Annotated in this window: 27 protein-coding genes and 2 pseudogenes; 18 read left to right on the forward strand and 11 right to left on the reverse strand. The window is 49.5% G+C overall.

All coding sequences use genetic code 11. The features are described 5' to 3' along the window. The first annotated feature begins 242 nt into the window (after positions 1 to 242). Entirely contained in the window at positions 243 to 2,219 is a 1,977-nt protein-coding gene (gene uvrB, locus ACQG1K_RS24785; protein WP_050886231.1) for an excinuclease ABC subunit UvrB, read from the forward strand. A 282-nt stretch (positions 2,220 to 2,501) separates the two neighbouring features. Here uvrB and ACQG1K_RS24790 read toward each other — a convergent pair whose 3' ends face one another. From ACQG1K_RS24790 to vapB, 4 genes and pseudogenes are all read right to left on the reverse strand, one after another. Further along, the gene (locus ACQG1K_RS24790; RefSeq protein WP_000699996.1) at positions 2,502 to 2,768 is read right to left on the reverse strand and encodes a flagellar transcriptional regulator FlhD; all 267 of its coding nucleotides are present in this window, start codon (positions 2,766 to 2,768) and stop codon (positions 2,502 to 2,504) included. Positions 2,769 to 2,816: 48 nt separating this feature from the next. Further along, entirely contained in the window at positions 2,817 to 3,530 is a 714-nt protein-coding gene (locus ACQG1K_RS24795) for a GNAT family N-acetyltransferase (protein WP_050886232.1), read from the reverse strand. A gap of 682 nt (positions 3,531 to 4,212) precedes the next feature. Further along, positions 4,213 to 4,610, reverse strand: a pseudogene (locus tag ACQG1K_RS24800) (type II toxin-antitoxin system VapC family toxin). Further along, complete coding sequence (vapB, locus tag ACQG1K_RS24805) at positions 4,607 to 4,828, reverse strand: type II toxin-antitoxin system VapB family antitoxin (RefSeq protein ID WP_050886233.1); 222 nt, start codon at positions 4,826 to 4,828, stop codon at positions 4,607 to 4,609. The pseudogene ACQG1K_RS24800 and the gene vapB overlap by 4 nt, the downstream one beginning before the upstream one ends. Positions 4,829 to 4,909: 81 nt before the next feature. Here vapB and ACQG1K_RS24810 point away from each other — a divergent pair, with 81 nt between their 5' ends. Both ACQG1K_RS24810 and ppl read left to right on the forward strand, forming a co-directional pair. Further along, positions 4,910 to 5,740: a hypothetical protein gene (locus ACQG1K_RS24810; RefSeq protein WP_050886234.1), complete on the forward strand. Its 831-nt coding sequence runs from the start codon at positions 4,910 to 4,912 to the stop codon at positions 5,738 to 5,740. A 151-nt stretch (positions 5,741 to 5,891) separates the two neighbouring features. After that, entirely contained in the window at positions 5,892 to 8,579 is a 2,688-nt protein-coding gene (gene ppl, locus ACQG1K_RS24815; protein ID WP_087761875.1) for an anti-phage protein Ppl, read from the forward strand. Positions 8,580 to 8,739: 160 nt separating this feature from the next. Here ppl and ACQG1K_RS24820 read toward each other — a convergent pair whose 3' ends face one another. The 4 genes from ACQG1K_RS24820 to ACQG1K_RS24835 all read right to left on the reverse strand — a co-directional run bounded on the left by ACQG1K_RS24820 (position 8,740) and on the right by ACQG1K_RS24835 (position 13,249). Continuing rightward, on the reverse strand, positions 8,740 to 10,569 hold the full coding sequence (locus tag ACQG1K_RS24820; RefSeq protein ID WP_106672647.1) for a hypothetical protein: 1,830 nt from the start codon (positions 10,567 to 10,569) through the stop codon (positions 8,740 to 8,742). Between the two features lie 205 nt (positions 10,570 to 10,774). After that, the gene (locus tag ACQG1K_RS24825) at positions 10,775 to 10,912 is read right to left on the reverse strand and encodes a hypothetical protein (protein WP_185812801.1); all 138 of its coding nucleotides are present in this window, start codon (positions 10,910 to 10,912) and stop codon (positions 10,775 to 10,777) included. Between the two features lie 177 nt (positions 10,913 to 11,089). Beyond that, positions 11,090 to 11,419 carry a hypothetical protein gene (locus tag ACQG1K_RS24830; protein ID WP_022646501.1) on the reverse strand — a complete coding sequence of 110 codons (330 nt, stop codon included), beginning with the start codon at positions 11,417 to 11,419 and terminating at the stop codon, positions 11,090 to 11,092. 894 nt (positions 11,420 to 12,313) lie between these two features. After that, complete coding sequence (locus tag ACQG1K_RS24835; RefSeq protein WP_106672649.1) at positions 12,314 to 13,249, reverse strand: hypothetical protein; 936 nt, start codon at positions 13,247 to 13,249, stop codon at positions 12,314 to 12,316. Between the two features lie 178 nt (positions 13,250 to 13,427). On the opposite strand from ACQG1K_RS24835, the gene ACQG1K_RS24840 reads away from it, so the two are divergent. Both ACQG1K_RS24840 and ACQG1K_RS24845 read left to right on the forward strand, forming a co-directional pair. Continuing rightward, positions 13,428 to 14,255, forward strand: coding sequence for a ParA family protein (locus ACQG1K_RS24840; protein WP_000981293.1), 828 nt, complete (start codon positions 13,428 to 13,430; stop codon positions 14,253 to 14,255). Then, positions 14,255 to 14,539 carry a hypothetical protein gene (locus ACQG1K_RS24845; RefSeq protein WP_000032260.1) on the forward strand — a complete coding sequence of 95 codons (285 nt, stop codon included), beginning with the start codon at positions 14,255 to 14,257 and terminating at the stop codon, positions 14,537 to 14,539. Before ACQG1K_RS24840 ends, ACQG1K_RS24845 begins: the two co-directional genes overlap by 1 nt. 175 nt (positions 14,540 to 14,714) lie before the next feature. On the opposite strand, the gene ACQG1K_RS24850 is transcribed toward ACQG1K_RS24845, so the two are convergent. Then, positions 14,715 to 15,410, reverse strand: coding sequence for a hypothetical protein (locus ACQG1K_RS24850; RefSeq protein ID WP_106672652.1), 696 nt, complete (start codon positions 15,408 to 15,410; stop codon positions 14,715 to 14,717). 531 nt (positions 15,411 to 15,941) lie between these two features. On the opposite strand from ACQG1K_RS24850, the gene ACQG1K_RS24855 reads away from it, so the two are divergent. Next, on the forward strand, positions 15,942 to 16,565 hold the full coding sequence (locus ACQG1K_RS24855) for an RES family NAD+ phosphorylase (RefSeq protein ID WP_106672654.1): 624 nt from the start codon (positions 15,942 to 15,944) through the stop codon (positions 16,563 to 16,565). A gap of 30 nt (positions 16,566 to 16,595) precedes the next feature. On the opposite strand, the gene ACQG1K_RS24860 is transcribed toward ACQG1K_RS24855, so the two are convergent. Further along, positions 16,596 to 17,273 (reverse strand): hypothetical protein, encoded by a 678-nt coding sequence (locus tag ACQG1K_RS24860; RefSeq protein ID WP_000182008.1) that lies wholly within the window; start codon positions 17,271 to 17,273, stop codon positions 16,596 to 16,598. Between the two features lie 464 nt (positions 17,274 to 17,737). On the opposite strand from ACQG1K_RS24860, the gene ACQG1K_RS24865 reads away from it, so the two are divergent. The 4 genes from ACQG1K_RS24865 (at position 17,738) to ACQG1K_RS24880 (ending at position 20,859) form a co-directional block, all read left to right on the forward strand. Next, complete coding sequence (locus tag ACQG1K_RS24865; RefSeq protein ID WP_126493955.1) at positions 17,738 to 18,505, forward strand: tyrosine-type recombinase/integrase; 768 nt, start codon at positions 17,738 to 17,740, stop codon at positions 18,503 to 18,505. A 15-nt stretch (positions 18,506 to 18,520) separates the two neighbouring features. Next, positions 18,521 to 19,618 carry a hsdR gene (locus ACQG1K_RS24870; RefSeq protein ID WP_126493954.1) on the forward strand — a complete coding sequence of 366 codons (1,098 nt, stop codon included), beginning with the start codon at positions 18,521 to 18,523 and terminating at the stop codon, positions 19,616 to 19,618. 131 nt (positions 19,619 to 19,749) lie between these two features. Next, the gene (locus ACQG1K_RS24875; RefSeq protein ID WP_426721182.1) at positions 19,750 to 20,118 is read left to right on the forward strand and encodes a HEPN/Toprim-associated domain-containing protein; all 369 of its coding nucleotides are present in this window, start codon (positions 19,750 to 19,752) and stop codon (positions 20,116 to 20,118) included. A 36-nt stretch (positions 20,119 to 20,154) separates the two neighbouring features. Next, positions 20,155 to 20,859: an IS6-like element IS26 family transposase gene (locus tag ACQG1K_RS24880; RefSeq protein WP_001067855.1), complete on the forward strand. Its 705-nt coding sequence runs from the start codon at positions 20,155 to 20,157 to the stop codon at positions 20,857 to 20,859. A 53-nt stretch (positions 20,860 to 20,912) separates the two neighbouring features. Here the strand turns inward: ACQG1K_RS24880 and ACQG1K_RS24885 are convergent. After that, positions 20,913 to 21,134 (reverse strand): annotated as a pseudogene (locus ACQG1K_RS24885) (DUF4158 domain-containing protein); the annotation flags it as partial. Positions 21,135 to 21,292: 158 nt separating this feature from the next. Here ACQG1K_RS24885 and ACQG1K_RS24890 point away from each other — a divergent pair. The 8 genes from ACQG1K_RS24890 (at position 21,293) to ACQG1K_RS24925 (ending at position 25,407) form a co-directional block, all read left to right on the forward strand. Then, positions 21,293 to 21,583, forward strand: coding sequence for a nucleotidyltransferase family protein (locus ACQG1K_RS24890; protein ID WP_001247892.1), 291 nt, complete (start codon positions 21,293 to 21,295; stop codon positions 21,581 to 21,583). Next, a complete protein-coding gene (locus ACQG1K_RS24895; protein WP_001293886.1) occupies positions 21,580 to 21,981 on the forward strand; it encodes a HepT-like ribonuclease domain-containing protein in 402 nt (133 codons plus the stop codon). The genes ACQG1K_RS24890 and ACQG1K_RS24895 overlap by 4 nt, the downstream gene beginning before the upstream one ends. Continuing rightward, positions 21,971 to 22,327, forward strand: a complete 357-nt coding sequence (locus ACQG1K_RS24900) for a cupin domain-containing protein (protein WP_000215515.1) — start codon at positions 21,971 to 21,973, stop codon at positions 22,325 to 22,327. The genes ACQG1K_RS24895 and ACQG1K_RS24900 overlap by 11 nt, the downstream gene beginning before the upstream one ends. A 254-nt stretch (positions 22,328 to 22,581) precedes the next feature. Then, positions 22,582 to 22,908: a hypothetical protein gene (locus tag ACQG1K_RS24905; RefSeq protein ID WP_426721183.1), complete on the forward strand. Its 327-nt coding sequence runs from the start codon at positions 22,582 to 22,584 to the stop codon at positions 22,906 to 22,908. Beyond that, positions 22,905 to 23,405, forward strand: a complete 501-nt coding sequence (locus tag ACQG1K_RS24910; protein ID WP_003100856.1) for a hypothetical protein — start codon at positions 22,905 to 22,907, stop codon at positions 23,403 to 23,405. The genes ACQG1K_RS24905 and ACQG1K_RS24910 overlap by 4 nt, the downstream gene beginning before the upstream one ends. Further along, positions 23,402 to 23,773 (forward strand): hypothetical protein, encoded by a 372-nt coding sequence (locus tag ACQG1K_RS24915; RefSeq protein WP_003100853.1) that lies wholly within the window; start codon positions 23,402 to 23,404, stop codon positions 23,771 to 23,773. The genes ACQG1K_RS24910 and ACQG1K_RS24915 overlap by 4 nt, the downstream gene beginning before the upstream one ends. Then, positions 23,767 to 24,324 carry a recombinase family protein gene (locus ACQG1K_RS24920; RefSeq protein WP_003100847.1) on the forward strand — a complete coding sequence of 186 codons (558 nt, stop codon included), beginning with the start codon at positions 23,767 to 23,769 and terminating at the stop codon, positions 24,322 to 24,324. The genes ACQG1K_RS24915 and ACQG1K_RS24920 overlap by 7 nt, the downstream gene beginning before the upstream one ends. A 78-nt stretch (positions 24,325 to 24,402) precedes the next feature. Next, positions 24,403 to 25,407, forward strand: a complete 1,005-nt coding sequence (locus tag ACQG1K_RS24925; RefSeq protein ID WP_000427614.1) for an IS110-like element IS5075 family transposase — start codon at positions 24,403 to 24,405, stop codon at positions 25,405 to 25,407.

The following is a 25,407-nucleotide window of genomic DNA, read 5'->3' on the forward strand; positions in this document are numbered from 1 at the left end:
CCCTATACTATGCAAGAAAAAATATTGACCCCACGATGTACAAACCCAGACAGATGACAGAGTTGTATCAGGCACATTCGTACTTTAACGGTACACAATAGAAGTGAACAGAACGCCAACTTATTGGTACAGAACAAATAACTTTTCTTCAGTCAGGCATAAATGCCTTACGTCGGGTTGTCATAAACTATAGTGTAGTAGTGTTAACGCTGTCCGGGGCGTTCCAACCAGGAGAGATCATAATGTCCACAGGAAAATTCATTTTACATTCAGGCTATATCCCGTCAGGAGATCAGCCCGAAGCAATAGCCAGACTGATAGCGGGAGTCGAAGCAGGAGCAACACATCAGACACTTCAGGGGATAACCGGCTCGGGTAAAACCTTCACCATGGCGAATGTGATACACCGTTTGCAGCGCCCTACATTAATACTGGCTCCTAACAAGACGTTAACCGCACAGCTTTATCTGGAGATGAAGCAGTTTTTCCCAGAAAATGCTGTCGAATACTTCGTTTCTTACTACGACTTTTTTCAGCCAGAAGTCTATATCCCCGGAAGTGACCGCTTTATCCCGAAAGATTCCGCTATCAACGATCATCTTGAAAGGTTACGGTTATCTACGACCAAGGCATTGATTGAACGTCAGGATGTGATAGTCGTCGCTTCCGTCTCTTCGATATACGGATTAGGTGATCCGGACGCATACAGAGAGATCCAGATCCCGGTATACCCAGGACGACAACTCGCCCAGCGGGAGTTAATTCATCAACTGGCACGTCTGCAGTATGCCCGTACAGACAAAACTCTGGGACGGGCAATGTTCCGGGTTCGCGGTGACGTTATTGATATATTCCCTGCCGATTCCGAACATCAGGCCATCAGGGTCGAACTCTTTGATGATGTTATAGAATCCGCAAAATGGATTGATCCTGTCAGTGGGAAAATTACGGGCGACATTGAACATTATTTAATATCACCCAAAACACTCTTTGTTACACCGACCGCAAAAATACCCTCAGCCACCAAAAGCATTCTTACTGACATGGAGAAACGGGTTGCTGAACTTAACAAAGCAAATCGTCTGATAGAGGCTGAGCGCTTATACGAACGCGTTAACAATGATGTTGAAATGATCCGTGAACTGGGTTACTGCTCAGGTATGGAAAACTATTCCTGCTATTTCAGCGACAGAAATCCGGAACTCCCACCGACAACGCTGCTGGATTACCTGCCAAAAAATGGTCTGCTCTTTGTTGATGAATCGCACGTAATGGTCCCGCAAATCTCAGCCATGTACAGTGGCGATCAGAGTCGCAAGGATACTCTTATCGATTTCGGCTTCCGTCTGCCCTCCTCAAAAAACAATCGTCCCCTGAGTTTTGCTGAGTTTGAGAAGATTAAGCCCCAGACTGTCTTTGTTTCCGCAACCCCAGGTAAATATGAATTGCAGAAATCAAAGAAAAATGTTGTTCAGCAAATTATCCGCCCCACCGGTTTACTGGATCCCGAAATTGAGGTCCGAAGCAAAGACCAGTGTGTGGAGAACTTACTTGAAGAAATCCGTCATTGCGTCAACAGAAACAATCGTGTCCTGGTGACAGTGCTGACCAAAAAGACCGCAGAAGAACTGAATGATTTTCTGACAGAAAATGGGATCCTGTCCCGATATCTGCATTCTGATATCAAAACAGATGAAAGACAGGAAATTATCAATGGATTACGGGCCGGGGAATTTGATGTCTTAATCGGCATCAGTCTGCTGCGTGAAGGACTCGACATCCCTGAAGCCTCACTGGTCGCGATACTTGATGCTGACCATGCAGGTTTTTTACGTTCATCACACGCACTTATTCAGATGATTGGACGTGTGGCACGTAATGTGGAGGGTAAAGCCGTACTCTATGCAAACAGGATCACTCCGGCCATGAAACAGGCGATGGATGAAACGCACAATCGCAGGGAACGTCAGATAGCCTATAACCTGGAACATCAAATTAAACCAGTGACTTCAGTTCGTAAGCGGAGTACTGAACAGGATGAAAGCGTCTATCCTGCCACTCATACAGAGGCATTTTGTTCAACGCTATCAGAGTTGTGTGAAAGAATTACTGTTAAAGAAAAGCAATTACTGGCGATCGAGAATTCAGGTGAGGAGAAGGATATAGAAAAATTAAGAACAGAACTGAGTGATTTGTATCGTCAATTTATATTCATGTAACAGCATCATAAAAATCATCCTGTATTAATCAGGATGATTTTTATATACACAATACTTTCCCTCTTGAAATCCGTATTCACAGGAATTACTTTCCGTACTTCCAGTAAGGAGTAGTTCCGATTTCATCGACAATAAAATCAATAAAATCCCTTACTTTATATGACATGTTTTTTGCGGATAAATAATCCAGATCGCTGATTCATTGGGGTACATACTGAATTCCCAGTCCAGAATAAAAAAGAAGAAAATGGTCCGTAAGATGTTAAGCAAATCCTGCTGAGCTCATCCCATTCCAGTGGACTGACTGAGTAATACATCTATCTGGTGGTGATCCCTGAGTCTGAGTACGGTAATCAGCTCCGGACGTTCAGCAAGACGAACCAGTTCGGGCAACGACAACTGCAGGAGTTTATCTCCGGTACACTTGTCTATACCTAGCCGAAACAGGGCTGTGTCTTCGTAATGATTCAGAACCCGCTGGGCAAGCAATAAATAGGAAAGATTGTGATGCCAGATTTGCCTCTCAATCTCTGCATTCATTATTTTCATTCAGATTCTCCCTTTTTCCAGTAACGTCTGGGGGCAATAACAAAAGAGTCAGGGCTCTGTTGTCGCCAGGTAATGCCGTAAAGGATGTATTTGATGTCCCCGGTCATCGAAGTTGACAGTTCTAAGCCAGATAGTTATCGCACTGGATATTCTTTCCCATTCATCCTGAATAATTGAATACATTACAACGTCCACGTTCCTTGATTTAAGTATTTGTTTATTACGCAGTATCCCCTCTTTCTGGAACCCCAATCTCTCGGCAGATCTCATACCCTGAGAGTTGAGTCTGTCGGTTTGCCATTCACATCGACGATATTTAAGCACATCAAAAACATATGATAGTAACAGGAACATTGCTTCTGTACTGACTGAAGTTCGTTTGATAACTGGAGTAAGATGTACACTTCCTATTTCCGCTACGCCATTTTTATTGTCGAGGTTATACAGAGAAAGAGTTCCCACAGCCTTTCCTGAATTATTTTCTATAATGGCGTAATGATATACTCCCTTCTGTTGAATGAGTTGCTGAATATAACTGTGGGTTGCCTGTTTTGTCGGCGGTCTTTCATCCGGAAGATAGGTCCAGTCACGTGAATCCTCTATACTGTGCCATCCCTGGAAGAGGTCATTCCCGTGACGGGTGGACAGCAACTGCAGAGTGCAATAACGCCCTGGTAATTGGCGCAAATCAGGTAATGAAAGAGTGACGTCATCGTCAAGGTGACTGCCTATATATTGACCGAAATTATTTTGCTCTGTCATATTCTTCTCCTTAAAAAATGCAAGGATAATAATGAGAAGTTTCGGCGTTTATTTTAGATATAAGCAACTAAAATTTTAACGGTATGTACCATATCAGATGTATCCTGAGAAACATCATATATTAACAATAGCATATATTACGTTTGTATCAACGCTTATATTCATTTTGAGAACATGATCGCAATCAGTTAATTATCTCAAAGTAATGGAAATATGTCAGATATTATATTGTTATTATTATTGTGTGGGTATTAATGGTGCTGTTCATTATTTAAACAAAAATACAGGGGAATCGCTATCGGAAAGTGTTGTATCGCCCGGAGAATAAAACAGAACAAGTTTAGCAACATACGAGAAAACCGCAAACCAAAGGAAAAACCATTTTGACAATTTCTAAATGAATCAAGAATTGCTCCCTGACTCACCGATCGTCAGCGTTTCCCGAAGGAATCTGATTCCGTCCGATATTTCTTAAAAATAAGACCAGAATATGAAAAAAAGAAGTCAGGATGACCTTCCACTAATTGCCTGATAACCTGTATTTTATACATTACTGGATGTTGAAAACACTGAGCGAACGCATGGCATGATGTACGCGTGCTGTTCTGTTTCCAGTACTGAATTCATTGATGGCGCAACCACCTCTGCCAGTCAGTCTCACATAACTACATACCAGGGACCGCTAGTTAACGCAGTCCTCAGGTACCAAGGTCGGTATCCGCTCAAACTCCAGCGCATTATTCGTCACCAGCACGGCGCCGGCGGCAATTGCGTGCTCGGCGCTAGCGGTGTCGATCGGGGTGCCGGCGAGGCGCAGCACCAGTTTAATCTCCGTGGTCGCATCTACCGCTGCGCGGTCCCAGGTCAGAACGGCACACAGAACGCGTCAACCAACTGTTCGCGGAGGGGGGAGGCCTTCGGACCTGTGACGCCAAAGCGCATCTCGGAGTAAGTGATGGCCGAGACCACGATACGCTGTTCGCGCAGCACCGCCTGCTCCAGGCGCTTCAGCACCATTTCCGACTGCTCGCGCATGATAAACGAGCAGATGTTGGTGTCGAGCATGGAGATCTTGTTCACAGGTCAAATCGACCTTCATCGCAGGCAACGTCCTCACGTTCCGTCATAAAGTCCGGTTCGGCTTTTTCAAGCTGCGCGAACGAGCACCAGGTCGGCCGGACGGGACGCAGGATGATACAGTCTCTCTCCCGGACAATCTCCAGCTCGCTGACGCCCTCAAAATCCAGAGCGCGAGGCAGACGGAGGTTTTGAGAAAAACATCGGGTAATGTACGTCAACTGGAATTTATCTCGCTACGTTACCGACAGTTCTGGCTCTGGTATGGATAATGAGTCAACTGAGATTTCGGAGAAAAAAAGATGCGTTATACCCGAACCAGCACTGCAACTGATGTCACTGATACACTCAGACAATACCAGGCTGACTTGCTGGCAGGTCCTTGCTGGATGTCGGTATGGCCACTGATAGAGCGGCTACTGAGTCGTGAGAATGAAATGCAGTCGGTCTGGCAGAATATTGCCCGTCAGGCGCTAACCTGGCAACAATGCTATTGTCTTCTGGAGCAAATCATACTGGCGGGCCGTTTCAGTAGGCCTGATATCGTTTCCCGATTGAAAGAGGATTATCGCCAGCTTGAAGAACTGAACCGGACTATCAGTAAGGAGGCCGGTGAACTGGCACAGAAGATATTGGCCCGAGATGCGATCCTGAACCGGAACGCATTCACACTTGAGAGAACCACGCACATCGTGGAACTGATGGAGATGGCTGAAGATAATGATGGGCTTTACCGTTCTTATCTTCATGAAACACTCCATGGCCTGACCTGTCGTTATGACGGAAAATACTGGCCGGGACTCCCTGGCGTCCTGCAGGTTATAGCAAGGGAGCACCCGGAAACTGGATGTCTATCAGAAAGTGATCGGGCCATCATTAACGGGCGCGGCAAAATGCTCCCCGATTATCTCCGCGAATTATTCAGTAGCATCGAGAACGTCAGGCAGGGTCCATGGGGTCTGCCGAAAGAATTTACGTTGACGGACAGTAGCCTGGCTACGCTGGCCACTGTAACACTGGATCATACTGAAGTGTTCTCCGCTGATACGGTAAAAGTACGCAGGAGTGAATTCAGCAAAAGAGGAGAGCGGGGAGCATGGCCATTTAAGCCACTGAAGGCAGTCGATATGTAGACCCCCGATGTGGACGAAGGTCTTATCTGCCTTCTGACTTTTCCGCCAGACCGACTGAAGTTCATGCCAACAGCAATCATAACGGTTACTGAATTACCAGGTGAATGCTTCTATATTGGGAATACCTTAGGCACCACATGGAAAAGAAACAATGACGGTAGGATCACGCTGGTTTAAATTTGATTTTCATAACCATACCCCGGCCTCAGATGACTACAAAGTCCCAGATCTCCAGCCCCGGGAATGGCTGCTGGCTTACATGCGGCAACAGGTCGACTGTGTTGTCATCAGTGACCATAACAGTGGGGCATGGATTGACGTGTTGAAAGCGGAACTGGCGAACATGTCCCGGGACGCCAGTTCCGGTGAACTGGCAGACTTCCGGCCGCTGACTTTGTTTCCCGGGGTGGAGCTAACGGCCACCGGCAACGTTCATATCCTCGCCGTGTTGCACACCCAGAGCACCAGTGCCGAGGTGGAACGGCTACTGGCACAGTGCAACAACAACTGTCCTATTTCGCGTGAAACCCCCAATCATCATCTTGTGCTTCAGCTGGGACCCGCGGGCATTATCAGTAATATCCGTCGTAACCCGGAAGCTATTTGTATCCTCGCACACATTGATGCGGCGAAAGGCGTTCTGACAAGCCTTACTAATCAGGGGGAACTGACGGCCGCTTTTCAGTCAAATCCTCATGCAGTGGAGATTAGACACCGGGAGGAGGATATTACGAACGGGACTCACCGGCGTTTAATTGCGGATTTGCCATGGCTTCGGGGATCAGATGCGCACCACCCTGAACAAGCGGGAGTGCGCACCTGCTGGCTGAAGATGTCCGAGCCTGATTTTGACGGTCTCAGGCACGCATTACTCGATCCGGAAAACTGCGTGCTGTTCGATGATAATCCACCGGAGGCACCAGCTTCGCATTTGCGCAGCCTGACATTCAGGACCCGTCTTTGCCAGCCGGCAGATCAGTATGGAGCCTCCGTTGAGTTTAGCCCGTTTTACAATGCGGTGATTGGCTCCCGGGGCAGTGGTAAATCCACGCTTATCGAAAGTATTCGTCTGGCCATGCGAAAAACCGAAGGGCTGACTGTGTCTCAACGCAACAAATTGAACCAGTTTAGTCAGACGGGGATGGGCATGGATGCGAATTCTTTCATCGAATGTGTGTTCCGCAAAGAAGGCACAGATTTTAGGCTCAGCTGGCGACCCGATGGTCGTAATGAATTGCATATTTTCAGCGAAGGTCAGTGGGTTCAGGACAATCACTGGTCAGCAGATCGTTTTCCCCTCTCGATATACAGCCAGAAAATGCTCTACGAGCTGGCGTCAGACACAGGGGCATTCCTGCGCGTCTGTGACGAGAGTCAGGTGGTCAACAAACGCGCCTGGAAAGAGCGCTGGGATCAACTGGAAAGGGAATACCTGAATGAGCAAATAACGCTGCGTGGTCACCTGGCCAGCCAGACGATCGCGGATAAACTGCAGGGGGAGTTGTCTGATGCTGAACGGGCCGTCAGTCAGTTGCGGTCGAGCGCTTACTATCCGGTTTGCACCCGCCTGGCCACGGCCCGGGCTGAACTGTCTGCGGCAACGCTTCCTCTGAAGCATCATGAACAGCATGTCGCTGGTCTGAGAGCGCAGGAGAAAGAGCCAGTACAAGTCCCGGAGCTCCAGGTGGAGCCGTCTGCGACACTGACAGCATTTATGACGCGTCTTTCTGACGTACAGCAAAAGTATGACCAGCGTCTTGACACACTGTTGTCGGACTATGCCGCGGAACTCAGTACCATTAGGCAGGAACCCCCTCTTCTCGCACTGGAAGAGGCGGTTCGTAACCAGGAGGAAACTGTACAACGTGAGGCCATGGTGCTACGAGAACAGGGACTCAATCCGAATGTCCTCGATGAGCTGATGACGCGCTGTGAGTCGCTGAAGTCGGAACTGAGAAATTACGCCGATCTTGACGGGACGATCGCGGCCTCAGCAGCGAGATCCACAGGATTACTGGCTGAAATGCGTAACCACCGGATGGTATTGACGGAAAAGCGGAAGGCGTTTCTGTCCTCTCTGTCTCTCAGCGCGCTGGAAATTAAAATTCTGCCGCTCTGTGCCCCGCACGAAGACACCGTATCTGGTTATCAGGCGGTAACCGGGATCGGCAACTTTGCCGATCGTATCTATGATGATGGTGACGGGAGCGGGCTGCTTCATAGCTTCATCAGCTTGCGCCCGTACAGTCCGCTACCGTCGGCAACGGAAAACAAATATCTTGCGCTGGATACGCTTAAAGCTCTGCATCTTGCCATCCATCGCGAGGAGCCGGGAGCAGGGTCAGAGCTCCACGGAGCTTTCAGAAATCGCCTTAAAGGTCTGAATGATGCGCAACTGGATGCCCTGCAATGCTGGTATCCGGATGATGGGATCCACATTCGGTACCAGACGCCCGGAGGAGGGATGGAAGATATTTCCTCTGCCTCACCGGGACAAAAAGGGGCGAGCATGTTGCAGTTCCTGCTGTCATATGGCACCGATCCCCTCCTGCTGGATCAACCAGAAGACGACCTGGACTGCCTGATGCTGAGCATGAGCGTGATCCCTGCCATCATGGCAAACAAGAAACGCCGACAGCTGATTATCGTGTCGCATTCTGCCCCAATAGTGGTCAATGGTGATGCGGAATACGTTATCAGTATGCAACACGACCGCTCTGGCCTGCACCCGGGGCTTTGTGGAGCGCTTCAGGAGACGCCGGTGAAGGAACTGATTTGCCGACAAATGGAGGGAGGGGAAAAAGCATTTCGTTCCCGCTATGAGCGGATACTCAGCTGATAAACGGCACCATCCCTGGGACAGAGAGACATGTCAGAAGAGTGGCACCTGCGTGCCGCTGAGTATCTGAAAACCCGAACATAGACCCCGATCAGGCTGCCCCAAGAGTTTGATCGGGGCCGATGAGTTACCCTTTCTTCTGACAGTCTTCTCCTGAGTGTCAGTGGTGGGCATTGAGCCATGCTATCAAACGAGCATCGCTACGGGAAAGCGTCCCGTTTTTCAACTGATTATCAATGGCTGTGTATACTTTCTTTTCCGTGATCCCGTGAAGGGGGTTCAGTTCCCTGAAAACTGACTCACTGGTAAACTGGCACCGGGTAAATGCCTCCTCAGCGGTGCTGACGGTTGGGTGGATCACCACAATATTAAATAACGCGCTGATTGTTGCCCGCAGATAGTGTTCAAGGTTCACCGTCAGCAGGTCAATGTGTGGGCTGGTACCTGCATTGTGCACGATGGTATTTCTCAGCAGATACAGGCGGTGAAGATGTCGGGTGACTTTCTCGGCATGTTGCCCCAGTTTATCCGCCATTTTCTCGGGTGACGCACAGATCCCGGCAAGCTTACGCACCCGATACATGACATAGGGAAAGTGCTGTAAATCTGTCTGAAGTTCACGGACCCGGTCCGCATCTTTAAGAAGGGCATAGAGTTGCCCCAGCGGAAGTGAAGCGATCTCCGGTGTGCGCAAGGGGTGCCCTGGCTCTCGCAGAATGAAGCGCAGAACTTTTCTTAGAGAGAACAGTTGCTTAACAACATAGTCCAGCACCATACAGGGAGCCACAACACTGATGACATGCTGTTCATGTGATGGTGTGCCAGGGGCAACTCCTAGCGTTAATGATTCAAGCGCCGACCAGTAAGCGGTGAAACGACTCTCCTGAACTTGGCTTTCAATGCCGTTACGGAAAAACCGAAATGCGGAGCTGATTTTTTTACGGGACACATCCGGTGTATCCGTGAACAGTCGGTTCATTGCCACCATAAAGCGCGCAAACTCCTCGTCCGTTAACCGGTCCGCGTTTGCCTCGATTTCATTATCGAAGCGCGGCACTTCTGTTTCGTCTTCATCCCTGATTATCATGAACTGTTTCTGGACGGTGATATCTCCCTTACCTACCATGTAGGCAATGACATCCAGGGATTCACGAAGCATCTGACCGGCCATGTTACGGGCAGATGTGTCAGACATTGAGCAAACCGGTATATCGACTGAGAGGGAGAAGCGTTGTCGGGCTTCATCAAGTGGCATGAACACACATCCGTTGAACTGCAGTGTGGGTCCTTGCGTGTTAAGTAGGGTGTGCAGTTTCTCACTGGTAATAAACATCCGAACAGTCACGTCCCGAGTAGGCGTTACCAGTTTCTGCCGGAACGAGTGAAAGGCGGCCCGGAAAGCGTTCGGATCAGTACTCACATTTCTGAAAATATTGATGTACAGCAGGTAACATTCCGTCAGTGTCATACCCCGGGTGAGGAGTACACTCATCACTCCGTTTGTCAGTGAGTAAATATCCCGAGCATGGTGTTCATCCAGAGGGGGCCCTGCAAACAGTTCCTGTTCAAGCATCTCAAGAGCCTCAGTGATATAACTGGCCTCGGTGATATCCGCCAGTTGTACACAGAGGCTACAGATAAGACGAGGACGCTTTTCCACCGGGCTGCGAGTGGGGTCAACCAGCAAATCTCTGTCCAGAAGAGTCACCAGTTGAGCGGGGATGTCCTCAAATGCTTCTCTCTTGAGAACTTGATCGGTCTCGAGTAACTCGAGCAGTTCAGTGGCCACCCGGAGTCTTTTTTTATCGGCACTGAAACGATCTTCCATTTCGTAAAGAAATAGCAGTTCGCGGATGGTGCTGAGTGGATTGCTGTATCCGACCCGGTCAGTATCCGGGCTGTTTTTATGGCAGAAGTTGGACCAGCATTCAATAAAATAAAGCTGACGCTCGGTGAGTACATCCCTGCTCAGACGTCGGTCGATACGCATAGGTCTGGAAATCTCTTGTACAGTGAGTTATTATTTATTCATACCATATTTAAACCATCTGCCGCCATGCGGGGGATGTCACCGAAAAAAACGGCTCTCCCTTCCGTCAGTGGCTCAGTCCCGGGAAGGCTCAGGGCCTCATATTCAGAAAGCCACCCTTGCGGGTGGCTTTTTTTTCAGAAGTCCGGAGGTCCAGTGCAGACAACTACCTGGCGACCCGGATGATGTCAGCCTCCCGCCAGAACAGTGCTTCATTCATGTACCAGAACAGGTGGCGACGGAAGACATTTTGCTGAGGACGTTCCCGACCAGTCTGCTGCACACGCAGTGAAAGCCAGGACACACCCATCCATCATGATGGGCTGGAGATTGAACATTCAGTCATCTCAGGCAGAGTAAACCCGGTCTCTGACAAAACGCCTGTGGGACGTTTATTGATGAAATTCATTCTCTTCCCCATTTATATTCCCTGCTGACCCTACAGAAAACTGAAAGGAAGCCATGAGACAATCATGAAGGTTTAAGGCTGGCTGTCCGTCAGCATGACTGAATAGTGAATACCTTGTGGCAGATTGATTGAGAATGGCTTATTCAGTGTAAGTGGGATGGTCTTTGGTGCAATAGGTATTGTCCTGATACTGTCTCCTACCAGGCGAGCATTCACGTATCGCTCGTGATCATAGTAATTTATCTCACCACTGATCTCGGCCGTTCTGCTTTTTTCACCCGGAGACAAATCAATATACATCGTCGCTGCGGCAAATTTTCTGTCCAGCTCAGAGGTGAATGCTTTTCCAGGCATCGGTCGAAGTGCATACAGTATAGCATTATGTGTATTGTCTTGTTTCATAAGGCTGTCCGCAGTTACGGTAATTATGGTTGCCCCTGATACTGGCGACTGCATTTCCGTTCTGAGGTACTGCGCACTGTTTTCTGATGGCACGGCACTGCATCCCATCAGCGAGAGGCATAAAACAGCGAGTCCTGTCATTCTGTTCAATTAAAATGTCCTTTATCCATTATCAATAATTGGTGGTCGCTCTGTCAGTATCGGCATGATTCATAAAATGTTGATACTGTTATGCCCGGACCCGAAAGGTACGAAAGGCGAAAACTATCTTGCTCATGAGATAAATAGTGCTAGTTACCACTGCTTTGGCTGGAATGACCCCACGACAGAAGACAAATTATGTCCTCACGAAGAGGCCTGTTCGAAGATCTTCGAACTGAGGCCGCGGAGAAGGCTGCGACGATTCAACATTATCTGTAGCAATTCAGTTTCAGAGCAGATGTGCAAAACATTTTTCAATAGACAGCAAAACCGGAAATGTAACTTTCCATAAAATCAGAACACTGATTAACCCAATCTCCGGAGATTCACATGCCTTTCTCTGATTTTCTGAAAATCATTCAGAAGTTTCAGTGTGCAACTGTGCTGGAAAAAGTACTGATGCTGCTGTTTGTAATTCTGATCATTGTGCAACAGGTGATCGATACGTTCTGCAGTCGATAAGAGCCGGCCGGTAAGAAAGCGGGGTTGGATAAGACGGGTTTCTTACACGCCGGTCACAGCCAAGTGTCCTGCCGGAACGACAGGACACAGCCTGAACACAACGGGATTTCTGGTTGAATAACCGGAACACCCACCTCTTTCAGCGGAACGCCATCTATAGTCATTCTTACGGAAAAAAACAACACCTGATGGACAGGTACCGAAGGGTTAAACCAGCCAGGCTGATTAGAGTTATGGGAGTATTAGCTTCGTTTCGTTTGTTTCAAGCAGCTGTACTTGTTCGTCAATCCACTGCCCTGCAACAGCAGCTTCACTGAAATCTACTACCGGGTTATCTATCAGTTCCTGAAGGAGCTGTTCAATACGATCTATCCGGTAATGGAGATCACGCATTTCGGCTAAAAAATCAAATTGCTCCTGGTGAAAGTGAGTGTACTCGAATTTCAACCGGTACCGGCCGTTATGATAATTAACCTGTTCCTCTGTGGGTTGCCTTGCCTTACGAACTTCGTCAGCCAGGAATGTGTCAACATCACGTGTTTCTAACTCTCCGCTAAGGCGCTGCAGGGCAGGAAAGTGGTCAGGATAACAAAGGGCGAAAGTAATCATCATTCCCTCTAAAAAATGATCCCCTAACGTTTTATTAATCCAGTCCTTCAGCCACTTGCAATGCCTTTGCAGCGTAGGATCTGCACCTACAGAGCCTGGCTCATAGGCCGCTCGAGCGATAATATGGAACAGAAGCGCTACGCAGTACATTTTGCCTTTCGTGCTAAGCTGAACGCGATCATCGTATTTGAGATTATATGGGTTGATGTTGGGCATAACATCATGACTGTAAACCAAAAACTCAAGCGACTCATCCATGACCTTCTCAAAACGCTGGCTGCGATTGTTTCTGTCACTGATTGAGCCGGCCTGATACCACCGGTCCGAAAGCTGTCGGTATCGACGGTAATAGTCATCCTCTTTTTGCTGAATAAACTGATTCCGGATCTGGGCGTCAATCCGACGTGCCAGACCGGAGAAATCGGGTAGGACAAATTTCTCAGGTTCATTTTTCGGAGATATAAGTGCTATGAATTCAGAAACCTGCATGTCTTTACTCTGAGGTCCATAACGTTTTCCTGACATGCGAGTGCCGATGAAAAAGCTTTCAATCGTCATAACTTACCTTTCAGTGACTATTCAGAAATTTTAAGTGTGCACTAACTATTCCATAAAACTGCATAGCAAGACAAAATATCAATCAGTATAAAAATACTTTTGTATTACATTTGTATTGCCAATGTGTGCGTAATGGATTACAACTACTCCTGACTGATAAACATAATCTGGAGCCGTTATGATGAACAAGCTACAGGAACGATATGCTCGCATAATTGCGATAATGAACAATAAAGGTGGTCCTGGTAAGACCAGCTCGGCTACCAATCTGGCTGTTCACTATGCCAGATCAGGGAAGCGGACGCTGTTGATTGACTCGGACCAGCAGGCCAATACGACAGAAGTCACCGCAAATGGTAAAAAGTACTATTCCATGTATGGTCCAACTATTTGCGATCTCTACAGCAATTCTCGATTTGATATCCGCGATGTCATCATCCCCGCGATGGCCGGTGATGCTCCTATCCCTAACCTGGATCTGATTCCGTCTGACCCGACGTTCGAAAAAATTATTGAACAGACCCTTACCCGCAGTCACCGCGAAAAAATCCTGGGCCGTCATCTCGAGAAAGTTCGCACTGAATATGATTACATCATTATTGACTGTGCACCTGGGCTCAATATCGCAACCGGCAATGCAATTTTTATCGCCGATCATGTTCTGGTACCTGTCGATGGCGGGAGTTTTTCTCTGAGTGGTCTTGAAATCATGCTGGACTATATGGATGAGATCTCTGAGGAAGATTATGCACGCTTCAGTGTATTCCGGAATAATTACAATGGTGCAAATAAGAAAATAAACACTTATATCGAAACCGCTCTGGGCTCGCACGAGAGAATTTCTCCGAGACTATTGAAAAGCCGGATTCGTACTGATCAGGCCATAGTACAGTCTCAGGTGGCTTGTCTTCCTCTGTACTACTACCAGAAAAGTGCAATGGCTTTAGTGGATTACGGCAAACTTGCCCGTGAGCTAGAAGAAATTATCAGCAGTGAGGCAGCATAATGTCTAAAGAACTTGTTCGACCTATAATGGAAAAACCTGAACGGGCCAGAAAAGAAAGTAGCCTGACTAACATTGCGGCTAAAAAGAAAAATACGACAGGCGAAACACCAAAAACTATACGCATGACACCTGCGGAAAAGATGCTGGCGCAGGAACTGGTTGAGCAGATCCAGGCACTTACGCACAAGAACATTACGGTTTCCACATTACTTCGTGCAGGGCTGTACCTTGCTCAGTCAGCAGGACCAGAAAAAGTTCTGAAGGCGATTAAAGAGAACATTTAGAAATACAAATGAAATACATTTGTATTTCAGATCCAGACATCTTTCCTGCTCAGTCTGGCCTGCGGGATCAGCAGGCCATCTTGTCCAGCTGCTTAATTATCTCAAGTTCTTCTTTAAGCAAAACAGGGTACTGATGGGTACAGGATTTTAACATTAAGAACTGGCGATTCTGTCTTCATTTTTCGTGTATTTTTGAAGGGAGTCCTTTAAAAGCGTCTTCCCAGTAGAGTTCCCTTTCCTCATCATTAACAACTTTACTCATCCATGATTCCGAACGATTCCAGCGAGCAGCAACTTCCTTCATGGTCCAGTTTTTTTCTTTTAATAATTTTTTAATCGTCTGAGTTGATAATCGGGCATTACTCCAGTTTTCAAGAGACTTTCTGGAAACATGAAAATCAAATTCAGGATATGTCTCTTCAAGTTTTTCTTTAGAAATAAAAGACCAGTTAGGTTCCTGGTACTGGTTGAAGTGAACCAGACTATATCGGTCATCCTGAGTTATGCTGATTTGAGATTCGTAATGTTCTATCCATACAGAATTCTCACGAACATACTCAAACAGAATTGATATCACTTCTTTACTTTTACGTTCCTGTGATTTAAATAAATCAAAAATCCCTTGCTGATTCTGTATTTTAATTGCACCGTCATTAATGAGTGCATTCACAGCTGATGCCCGTACACTCTCAACAGCATTGGTAATTGAAGTGTTATAATAATTTAACAACTGAGCACAGAAAAAAATTATCTTCCCGTCAACGATCTGAACTTTTAAATAGCAAAATCCCTCATCATCCCAGAAGGCTCTGAACTGCAGAGGAAGATATGTTTTTTTAAACCCTTCAATCAATCTGACACTGAGCTTCATCTTAGACTCCCAACTGATTTTATAATGATAAATTGAACTATAGTTCAACATTTGTCAAATCAACGTGCAAACTGATGTCGAAAGGAGGCTGATACCTGTGGGAGATATTTTGATGCGGTAACAACCAGGACGGTCAGGATTTCTCACTCAATCGAATGAGTAACAACGCCAGCCAGAACCGGTAAAGACTGTAAATGCATATCATCGGCACCGAATACAAATGAATTACAAAAGTAGTTCATTTGTATTCGGCGTAATTTCACTTAAAAGCTAATTAAATGTTCAATTCTTCAGCCGGTATTACACGGAAACCTACCAAAATTAGTTGGTTATATCATTTAGTTCATTCTTTACCGATCGTTCTAATACATCCAGCGCCAGGTGATGTATTATCAACTCAGTTGTCAGCTTAACGGGCAACTACCTCACGTTACGTCTGGATAACAGGCGCAACACACACGTAAATCTGAGAGGAATTCCACATGGAAACTCAAAGAATTCGATATATAAACTTTACAGAAGGAATCATCCATGAACCAATTTACAGAGGACCTACATAATGTAGTAGCTCAAATCTTAGCCGGCGCAGAAATCTCTGATAGTGAAATTTTCAAAGAATTAACTATTGAACCTGATTTTTACAAGGTGCAGGACCAGTATTACGGTGGAAATGGTATCTATTTCAACTCTGAATCAGAAACCCGCTTTTCACTGCGTAGCAAATCCAAAGGTGTATTGTATCTGGCCACCACGGCATTTACAGGGCTGAAAGAGTTTTATCAGGATGCTCCGCTTGTTGAAACTGAGGATCTTGAGAAAAACTGTATGGCGGTAATTCAGGCAGCACGCACAATCAAGATTATTGATTTAGCTGCCCTGGCGCCCCATCTGAAAACTCCGTTAGGTTATTTGATGGGCTCTAAAGCTGTCTATGAGGATACTCAGTGGCTGGCAGAAGTGCTTTCTCATTATGCTGATGGTATTGAATATTTGTCTCAACACACCGGCAAAACCTGTATCGCGTTGTGGTCTGACGCCGTTGATGGAAACGGAATGCTGAAGAACATCTCAGTCACTCCGTTAATCCAGTTCAGTCTCAACGGACAAAGTACGCAGGCGATCTTAAAATCAAAGCTGGGTATTCTTACTCTCTGAGATTAAAAATGGGCCAAAAGGCCCATTTTTTTACATGGTATGGTTGGTACCAAAGTTTTCTGCCAGGATTCTGAAGTGGGTCATCTCTTCAGGCGTAGCGCCACGGCGCAGCGCGTCAACAATAGAGACATGTGTTTCAGTTCCCGGAATATCAACTTTACGGGTAAAGAAGTGACATTTCCGCACAGCACTGACCTTGTGTTTAATCAGGGATAATAATTCCGGGATGCCGGCCAGCATACCACCTTCTGAATTATTCTCACGTGTGCAAAACTGAAATACCGGGTAAAGGTTTTCAGAACCCCATTTAATCTGAATAACTTCACCACGGTTTCCTCTTTTATGCAGGGTTGGCGGCGTGGTTGCCAGTATTTTTATAACTGCCGTTGATTTATGCACTCCACCTGAATTCTCCAGCGACTTAAGAAATACTTCTCTCGCTTCAGCAAGATCTTCCTGGGCCTGTTTTTCAGGTGTCATGGTATTAATTAATGTCTGCAGCTGAGCCTGATTCTTTAATTCAGCCCAGAACGTTTCATCCTGCAGCGTGAGCAGTTCCAGTAACTTCTCGTGGGGCAGTTCATGCAGTGCTTCAACGAACTTGCTTCCCACATTCTGAATGCGGGTCTGCAGCAGCTGGATTTCAGTTTGCTCACGGTTTTTGAGGTGAGCACGGGCTTTATTAGGTGCATAACTGATGTTTGTCATAGTCGCCTCGTCTCGGGTGTTTAAGATTTCCATGACTTAAGAATACACAAAATCTTAAAGAAGTGCAATTTTTGTACTTCCTGCATTCCCTGCAAAATCTGCATTCCGATTTCCGCTATTTGAGGAAAGGTCACCCTGCTGAGGGCAGTTTGTCACAGAACACAACATACAGCCCTTCCCTCTCCTTCAGACCCCATCATCCAGGCAAAAACGATCCATTTTCGATCCTTTTCTGATCCCAATTCCTCCTCGCGCTGAAATATTTGTTTCTGATTTATGGTATATATCCAGAAAGCGGAAATTCAGCGCGCACCGCTCTGCGGGTTTTTTCCGTGGCAGTGGCGGTCGCGAGCAACGAAAATGACAGCAAAACTTCATCAGATTGCGCTGCGTGAAAAATGGCAGGGTTCCAGGGGTGTGACCCGACAGAATTTACGTAGCGTAAGCGGACCAACGGGGACACCATGAATCTGCCCTCTTTTATTAATGTCTCCCCTGCCCTGCCGGCGACAGGCCAGCCGGCTGGCCTGGATTACGGCCGCGCGCTTTCGCTACGCGAAATGGCACGGCACTATACCGAGCTGCCAAAATATCTGCTGGCGCCGGAAGTGGCCGGACTGCTGCACTTTGTTCAGGACTGGGGTCAGCACGCCTTTTTCAATACGTTATGGAATACCGGGGCACGCCTGAACGAAGGCCTTGCCCTGAGACGGCGTGACTTTCACCTTAACGAGAGCATTCCGCATGTCGTTCTGCGCACCGCCAAACAGCGGCGGGCCGGCGGCGGCCGTCCGCGTAAGGGAAAAAGCGCCAACCGGGTGGTGCCGTTATCGGACCCGGCTTATGTCGATGAGATGCGCCGGCTGTTCGCCAGCACGAAGGAGCAGTTTGAAGATGATCCGATTACAGGCGAACGTCGCGCGCAGCCGGTGTGGAATGTGTCCGACCGGACGGTGCGTAACTGGCTGGTCCGGGCTACTGATGCCGCGGATCGTGACGGCGTCAGACTGAGCATCGACGTCAGCCCCCATACCTTCCGGCACAGTTTTGCAATGCACCTTTTATATGGCCACGTTCACCCGAAGGTACTTCAGGGTCTGCTGGGTCATGAGAAGTTTGAGAGTACCGAGGTTTATACGAAGATATTTGCGCTCGACGTGGCTGCCAGTCAGCAGCTGCGGTTCACCCTCGATGCACGTGACGCGCTGCAGCTGCTGCGCGGGAATAACTAAAGCAAGGAAAGGCATATGTTTGATGATGATGACGCAGACCACGAACCCCGGCCCCATGAACTCAGTCCTGACGTTCAGGCCCTGATTAACAATGGTCTGGAATTTCTGGACAAAGCACGTGAAGAGCTGGAGGCATCTAAGGCAAAGTTCTCGGTTGTCAGTTTCTGGACGGCGGTTGAGATCCTGCTGAAAGTACCCCTCGTACACGAACACTGGAGCCTGGTCTGTAGCAAAAAAACGACGCCAAAAAAGCAGGCCTATCGGAATGGCGACTTTCAGTCGATAACCTATGAAGAGACCCGCAGTTTACTTCGTGATGTTCTGGAAAAACCGTTGCCGCCTGATACGCATAATGCCTTCGAGAAGGTAAGAAAGCACCGTAACCGCGTGGTGCATTTCTATCATTCTGCCTTTACCTACGCCGATCAGGAGCAGATTCAAAAAGAGCAGGCCGATGCCTGGTTTGCGCTAAATCGTTTTATGCGTGATCAGTGGTTATCAATTTTTGATGAACCTCTGACCTTAAAGCGTGCTTTAGACGAAGATGGAATGCTCAGGAACTCGCTGTTTTATGCTGATGCAAAATTTCGTTATCTCAAGCCAGAACTTGATGGACTCAAAAAACAGGGATGTTCAGTCTCTGCCTGCCGCTTCTGCAGCAAAGAAGCGGCGGTTGATATGCGTTTAAATGAGGAAAGCGGGAATACCCTGCACGAATCTGACTGTCTGGTCTGCGGTACCAGGTCAGATCAGTATCTCGAAGTGACCTGTCCTCACTGCGGGATAAAGCAGAATTTATACGCTACGGGTGAAACAGAATTCACCTGCTTACAATGTAACCACTCTTCATCACGCTACGATTTGCTTGATGAATGGGAGGGTAAACCAGAAGATTTCAGTTATTCAGGTCTTCCTGCAAGTTGTTCCGATTGTGACAGCTATGGGACGGTATGTGAGTACGGTGGTGGATACCTGTGCACCACCTGCCTCGTATTTCATGACTCACTGGAAACCTGCGGATACTGTGGCGGGCATTCAACCGCAGTCCCTGAAATGAGCGGACTTGTAGGATGTAACCTCTGTGATGGTAATAGATGGTTGCTGGAGGAATGAGCATTAAATGAATTACATTTGAAATTCATTTGAATTACAAATGTATGCCTTATGTAATTATTATCTGATAGCTATCAGAAATACAATAAAAACACAAATGAATTTCAAATGTATTACATTGAGGGTTTTCGATGTCAACGTGGACAGATATCTCTATCGGTAACTTCACTCTGTACGATACGCAGAATGACTATTATCAGTGGTATTTTCAGGAGGGCGATCGTGTCAGGGAGATTGTCAAAGAGGAGGACGGGAGCTGGTCAGACGAAACGTTTATCGGCTATCGAACAACCGTGGCACAGATGCGCCGACGGTTACAGCTGAATGGATATGACCGGGCTGCTCTCGAACGGGATTTTTCGACTGCCATTGAGTCCTGGAAAGCTGATTCCATTGCCGAGCTGGCCGAACTTGAAAGCGAAGAACATCTCCACGAAGAATATTATCTACAGTACAGAATCACCTGGCTGAAGGGCACTGTTGCAAATAGTCGGTGGTGATAAACTTATCATCCCCTTTTGCTGATGGAGCTGCACATGAACCCATTCAAAGGCCGGCATTTTCAGCGTGACATCATTCTGTGGGCCGTACGCTGGTACTGCAAATACGGCATCAGTTACCGTGAGCTGCAGGAGATGCTGGCTGAACGCGGAGTGAATGTCGATCACTCCACGATTTACCGCTGGGTTCAGCGTTATGCGCCTGAAATGGAAAAACGGCTGCGCTGGTACTGGCGTAACCCTTCCGATCTTTGCCCGTGGCACATGGATGAAACCTACGTGAAGGTCAATGGCCGCTGGGCGTATCTGTACCGGGCCGTCGACAGCCGGGGCCGCACTGTCGATTTTTATCTCTCCTCCCGTCGTAACAGCAAAGCTGCATACCGGTTTCTGGGTAAAATCCTCAACAACGTGAAGAAGTGGCAGATCCCGCGATTCATCAACACGGATAAAGCGCCCGCCTATGGTCGCGCGCTTGCTCTGCTCAAACGCGAAGGCCGGTGCCCGTCTGACGTTGAACACCGACAGATTAAGTACCGGAACAACGTGATTGAATGCGATCATGGCAAACTGAAACGGATAATCGGCGCCACGCTGGGATTTAAATCCATGAAGACGGCTTACGCCACCATCAAAGGTATTGAGGTGATGCGTGCACTACGCAAAGGCCAGGCCTCAGCATTTTATTATGGTGATCCCCTGGGCGAAATGCGCCTGGTAAGCAGAGTTTTTGAAATGTAAGGCCTTTGAATAAGACAAAAGGCTGCCTCATCGCTAACTTTGCAACAGTGCCATGGCGGGAACGGTGGCTCATCAGCGCCAAGGATGACGCCGGGAAAGCGCAGGTAGCAGAGCTGCACCGCGAAGCCCAGCCGATTGGCCGGGCCGCGCCGCTGCCGGATGATGGAGAGGTCGCTTTCGCTGAACGTGTAGTGACGGATCAACTCATCCTTGGTGTCCGGCAACGCCAGCAGGCTTTCGCGCTCGGCGGCGGAGAGGATCGAACGGCGGGGCATGCGGTTTCCTTCTTCTTGAAAACGTAGGTTTGTGACAAGCCCGCCAAGGCAACCGGCGCGGCACGGGAATCAAGGCATTGCGATTCTCGAAAATAGTTCTTGAAATTCTATTCTTGATTGCATATCATCTCAACGAGTTTCGATAAGAAAGGATGCGCATGCGACCGTCTGTTGTGCTTGACATGAAGCGAAGCGCAGTGCGTGAAGCGGTAGGCCGCTTTCGCGCCGCGAACCCGCGCGTCTTCGGCTCGGTGCTGCATGGCACCGACCGGGATGGCAGCGACCTCGACCTGTTGGTCGATGCGCTGCCCGGTGCCACGTTGTTGGACTTGGGCGATTTGGAAGAAGAACTGAAATCGCTGCTCGGCGTTGACGTCGATCTGCTGACTCCCGGCGACCTGCCGCCGAAGTTCCGGGCCAAGGTGCTCGCGGAGGCGCAACCGATATGAGCGAGAACCGCCTGCCCGATTACCTCGACCACATTCAGCAGGCCGCAACCGATGCGCGCAGCTTCGTGGAAGGGATGGCCAAGGACGACTTCTTGGCCGACAAGCGCACCCAGCAGGCCGTCATCATGAGCCTGATCGTCATCGGCGAGGCGGCCACAAAGGTGATGGATGGCTACGTCGAGTTCACCCAGGCGCATGCCGACGTGCCGTGGCGCAGCATGCGCAATATGCGTAATCGCATGGCTCACGGCTATTTCGACATCAACCTCGATGTGGTGTGGGAGACGGTACAGGAATGGCTGCCGGCGTTGCTCCAGCAATTGCCCGCCGTGCGTCAGGATGCCGACGATGAAGACCGTAACGACAACTGTGAAAGAGGAATCTCCGATGACTGTTGAATCGAGAATATTTTCTGTAGCCGAGTATGTTCAGCCGTCCGAAGGCGAGCCTATTCGTTCCGTTGTGCTTGAAACCCGAGACTCAATTATCGTGGTTTGGCATGTCCATCCCGGGCAGGAAATTGCGGCTCACATTCATCCTCACGGCCAAGACACGTGGACTGTTTTGTCGGGAATGGCTGATTACTTTCAGGGCAATGGGATTGTTCGTGCCCTCAGGGAAGGTGAGATAGCCGTGGCAAGACCGGGCCAAGTGCACGGGGCGCGAAATACAGGTACCGAGCCATTTGTGTTAGTCTCGGTTGTGGCATCAGCCAATGCCGGTTTCGTATTGGCTGAGCGATAGAGCCCAATCTCTGGAGTTGGTCCAATGAGCGGTCGGGGAGATAGGTAACAGACATGCAGCGGACACGGCTGCTAAACCAGGTCGCAAACCTCCTTGCGTCGCAGCGTGCCGCAAGCGACGCGATCAATCGAATGGGGTCGGCATGAGACTGAACACCATCCAGTTCCCGACCGCGTAGCCGCCTGTCCTGCCGATCAGGTCTTGACCATCGACGCCTGGGATCAGTCCTGAATGTTCTTGGAGACCACTACGTTATGAGCCGCAGCCGCCGCAAAACACCCATCGTCGGGCACACGACCTGCGGCAGCGAGCGCGAGGACAAGAAGCTCTGGCATCAGCGCTGGCGCACCCGTGAGCGCACGGCGCTGACCAGCGCGTCGCCCGAAGCCCTGAGCGCCCATCTGCCCCTGCTGGAAAACCAGGCCAGCAGCGTCTGGTCGATGGGCAAGGATGGCCGCTCCTACTGGCGCGTCAAGCGCCAGGCCGCCACGGCGGATCGCATCGCCAATCACAAGGGACGCAACCCGCAAGAACGCGCCTCCCTGAAAAAGCGCCTGCTGCGCAAGTGGATGAGCAAATGAAGCTCTCCTTCCATCAGCACATTGCGCTGTTCTGGATGATCGGTGCTCCGGGCGTCTTCGCGCCCGTGATCGAGAACGCCAAGCGGCCCGATGCCGGCGCCGTCATGGCGTGGGGTGTCGCGATCGTGGCGGTGATGATCCTCTTCACCCCTTTGCTGCTGCGCTGTCCACCATTCCGGCGCTGGTATGGCCGGACGGATGCGCTGTCGGAGCGGCAGCGCCAGGCGCTTGCCGAGCGCGGCCTGCGCCGCTACTACCAGACCGCTTTCGATGACGGCTACGTGCCCCGCGTGATGCCCTACGTGTGGCGCATCATCTGGACGGTCGGCGGGTTGATGGCTGTGACCGCCGTACTGCCTACCAACACCGGACGGCCAGCCTTCGATGCCTTGGTGGTCTTCTCGACCTGGTATCCGATAGGCGTGATGCTGCTGGTTTTCGCGTCGAGGCCCCTTGGCCGGTTGATTCGCCAAAGAGCACAGGAGCGGCGGAAATGAGCACGTCAACCATCGAGGCGCTGGCCAGCGCCTGGGCAAGGATTGCCGAGGAAGCGGAATTCCCCGCTGACTACGAGGGGACTGCCACACCACAAGCGCATCGGGCTAGCGAAGCTATTCAGGAGCAGATTCGGGAGCGCATCGTCGCCACCAACGACATGCGGCTGTTCAGCCTGCTGCACCTGCTGGGTCAGGCGTCGCTGCGCATGGAGCAAGCGCTGTGGCCGGAGGATTACGAGCGGATGACGCGCGAGGTTGAGGAAGCCCTGCGGCAAGCCACCGACGCCAACGCCAGATCGTACACCCACGAAGAAGTGATGCAGGCGATGCAGGAACGCATCGACCGGGCGCGAGACAAGCCATGTTGATTGGCTATGCGCGCGTCTCGACGCAGGATCAGAACCTGGAGCTGCAACGCGAAGCCTTGAGCAAGGCCGGATGTAAAAAGGTCTTCGAGGACAAGGTGAGTGGCACGCGGGCAGACCGGCCTGGCTTGGCCAAGACGCTCGAAATGCTGCGCGAAGGCGATACTTTGGTCGTCTGGAAGCTCGACCGGCTGGGCCGGTCGGTCAAGCAACTGGTCGATCTGGTCGGCGATCTGCACAAGCACGGTGTCCAGTTCAGGAGCCTCACCGACTCCATCGACACCGGCACACCATCCGGGCGGTTCTTTTTCCACGTCATGGCGAGCCTTGCCGAAATGGAGCGCGAGCTGACCGTCGAGCGCACCCGCGCCGGGCTGGAAGTCGCCAAGCAGCTCGGCCGCAAAGGCGGCCGCAAGCCGAAGATGACCGACAGCAAGATCGAGTCGGCCAAGAAGCTGCTGGCCAGCGGGGTGCCGCCCAAGGACGTGGCCAAGAACCTCGGCGTGTCCATTCCGACGCTGTACCGCTGGGTGCCAGCCTCCACGCACGCTTAGCGTGCTTTATTTAATGAGATGGTCACTCCCTCCTTCCCGGTACTATGCTGAGGACAGGCTTTCATTCGGAGAACCATCATGGAAAACATTGCGCTTATTGGTATCGATCTGGGTAAGAACTCTTTCCATATTCATTGTCAGGATCATCGTGGGAAGGCCGTTTACCGTAAAAAATTCACCCGACCAAAGCTAATCGAATTTCTGGCGACATGCCCGGCAACAACCATCGCGATGGAAGCCTGTGGCGGTTCTCACTTTATGGCACGCAAGCTGGCAGAGTTAGGGCATTTTCCAAAGCTGATATCACCGCAATTTGTCCGCCCATTCGTTAAAAGCAACAAAAATGACTTCGTTGATGCTGAAGCTATCTGTGAAGCAGCATCACGTCCATCTATGCGTTTCGTGCAGCCCAGAACCGAATCTCAGCAGGCAATGCGAGCTCTGCATCGTGTCCGTGAATCCCTGGTTCAGGATAAGGTGAAAACAACTAATCAGATGCATGCTTTTCTGCTGGAATTTGGTATCAGCGTTCCGCGAGGTGCTGCCGTTATTAGTCGACTGAGTACCCTTCTTGAGGACAGTAGTTTGCCTCTTTATCTCAGCCAGTTACTGCTGAAATTACAACAGCATTATCACTATCTTGTTGAGCAGATTAAAGATCTGGAATCTCAGTTGAAACGAAAGTTGGACGAAGATGAGGTTGGACAGCGCTTGCTGAGTATTCCCTGCGTTGGAACGCTGACTGCCAGTACTATTTCAACTGAGATTGGCGACGGGAAGCAGTACGCCAGCAGCCGTGACTTTGCGGCGGCAACAGGGCTGGTACCCCGACAGTACAGCACGGGAGGTCGGACGACATTGTTAGGGATTAGCAAGCGGGGCAACAAAAAGATCCGAACTTTGTTGGTTCAGTGTGCCAGGGTATTCATACAAAAACTGGAACACCAGTCTGGCAAGTTGGCCGACTGGGTCAGGGAGTTGTTGTGTCGGAAAAGCAACTTTGTCGTCACCTGTGCTCTGGCAAACAAGCTGGCCAGAATAGCCTGGGCACTGACGGCGCGACAGCAAACTTACGAAGCATAA

This window comes from Enterobacter cloacae complex sp. 402C9 (assembly GCF_050030745.1).
Taxonomy (GTDB): domain Bacteria; phylum Pseudomonadota; class Gammaproteobacteria; order Enterobacterales; family Enterobacteriaceae; genus Enterobacter; species Enterobacter intestinihominis.

Coding starts and splice junctions, on each gene's coding strand:
- ACQG1K_RS24915 (WP_003100853.1), top strand. CDS start 23,402: ATGAGCACGTCAACCATCGAGGCGCTGGCCAGCGCCTGGGCAAGGATT.
- ACQG1K_RS24920 (WP_003100847.1), top strand. CDS start 23,767: ATGTTGATTGGCTATGCGCGCGTCTCGACGCAGGATCAGAACCTGGAG.
- ACQG1K_RS24880 (WP_001067855.1), top strand. CDS start 20,155: ATGAACCCATTCAAAGGCCGGCATTTTCAGCGTGACATCATTCTGTGG.
- ACQG1K_RS24890 (WP_001247892.1), top strand. CDS start 21,293: ATGCGACCGTCTGTTGTGCTTGACATGAAGCGAAGCGCAGTGCGTGAA.
- ACQG1K_RS24925 (WP_000427614.1), top strand. CDS start 24,403: ATGGAAAACATTGCGCTTATTGGTATCGATCTGGGTAAGAACTCTTTC.
- ACQG1K_RS24840 (WP_000981293.1), top strand. CDS start 13,428: ATGATGAACAAGCTACAGGAACGATATGCTCGCATAATTGCGATAATG.
- ppl (WP_087761875.1), top strand. CDS start 5,892: ATGACGGTAGGATCACGCTGGTTTAAATTTGATTTTCATAACCATACC.
- ACQG1K_RS24845 (WP_000032260.1), top strand. CDS start 14,255: ATGTCTAAAGAACTTGTTCGACCTATAATGGAAAAACCTGAACGGGCC.
- ACQG1K_RS24905 (WP_426721183.1), top strand. CDS start 22,582: ATGAGCCGCAGCCGCCGCAAAACACCCATCGTCGGGCACACGACCTGC.
- ACQG1K_RS24810 (WP_050886234.1), top strand. CDS start 4,910: ATGCGTTATACCCGAACCAGCACTGCAACTGATGTCACTGATACACTC.
- ACQG1K_RS24790 (WP_000699996.1), bottom strand. CDS start 2,768: ATGAAAATAATGAATGCAGAGATTGAGAGGCAAATCTGGCATCACAAT.
- ACQG1K_RS24900 (WP_000215515.1), top strand. CDS start 21,971: ATGACTGTTGAATCGAGAATATTTTCTGTAGCCGAGTATGTTCAGCCG.
- ACQG1K_RS24855 (WP_106672654.1), top strand. CDS start 15,942: ATGAACCAATTTACAGAGGACCTACATAATGTAGTAGCTCAAATCTTA.
- ACQG1K_RS24820 (WP_106672647.1), bottom strand. CDS start 10,569: ATGCGTATCGACCGACGTCTGAGCAGGGATGTACTCACCGAGCGTCAG.
- ACQG1K_RS24875 (WP_426721182.1), top strand. CDS start 19,750: ATGTCAACGTGGACAGATATCTCTATCGGTAACTTCACTCTGTACGAT.
- ACQG1K_RS24830 (WP_022646501.1), bottom strand. CDS start 11,419: ATGAAACAAGACAATACACATAATGCTATACTGTATGCACTTCGACCG.
- ACQG1K_RS24795 (WP_050886232.1), bottom strand. CDS start 3,530: ATGACAGAGCAAAATAATTTCGGTCAATATATAGGCAGTCACCTTGAC.
- ACQG1K_RS24835 (WP_106672649.1), bottom strand. CDS start 13,249: ATGACGATTGAAAGCTTTTTCATCGGCACTCGCATGTCAGGAAAACGT.
- ACQG1K_RS24860 (WP_000182008.1), bottom strand. CDS start 17,273: ATGACAAACATCAGTTATGCACCTAATAAAGCCCGTGCTCACCTCAAA.
- ACQG1K_RS24895 (WP_001293886.1), top strand. CDS start 21,580: ATGAGCGAGAACCGCCTGCCCGATTACCTCGACCACATTCAGCAGGCC.
- uvrB (WP_050886231.1), top strand. CDS start 243: ATGTCCACAGGAAAATTCATTTTACATTCAGGCTATATCCCGTCAGGA.
- ACQG1K_RS24910 (WP_003100856.1), top strand. CDS start 22,905: ATGAAGCTCTCCTTCCATCAGCACATTGCGCTGTTCTGGATGATCGGT.
- ACQG1K_RS24850 (WP_106672652.1), bottom strand. CDS start 15,410: ATGAAGCTCAGTGTCAGATTGATTGAAGGGTTTAAAAAAACATATCTT.
- ACQG1K_RS24865 (WP_126493955.1), top strand. CDS start 17,738: ATGAATCTGCCCTCTTTTATTAATGTCTCCCCTGCCCTGCCGGCGACA.
- ACQG1K_RS24870 (WP_126493954.1), top strand. CDS start 18,521: ATGTTTGATGATGATGACGCAGACCACGAACCCCGGCCCCATGAACTC.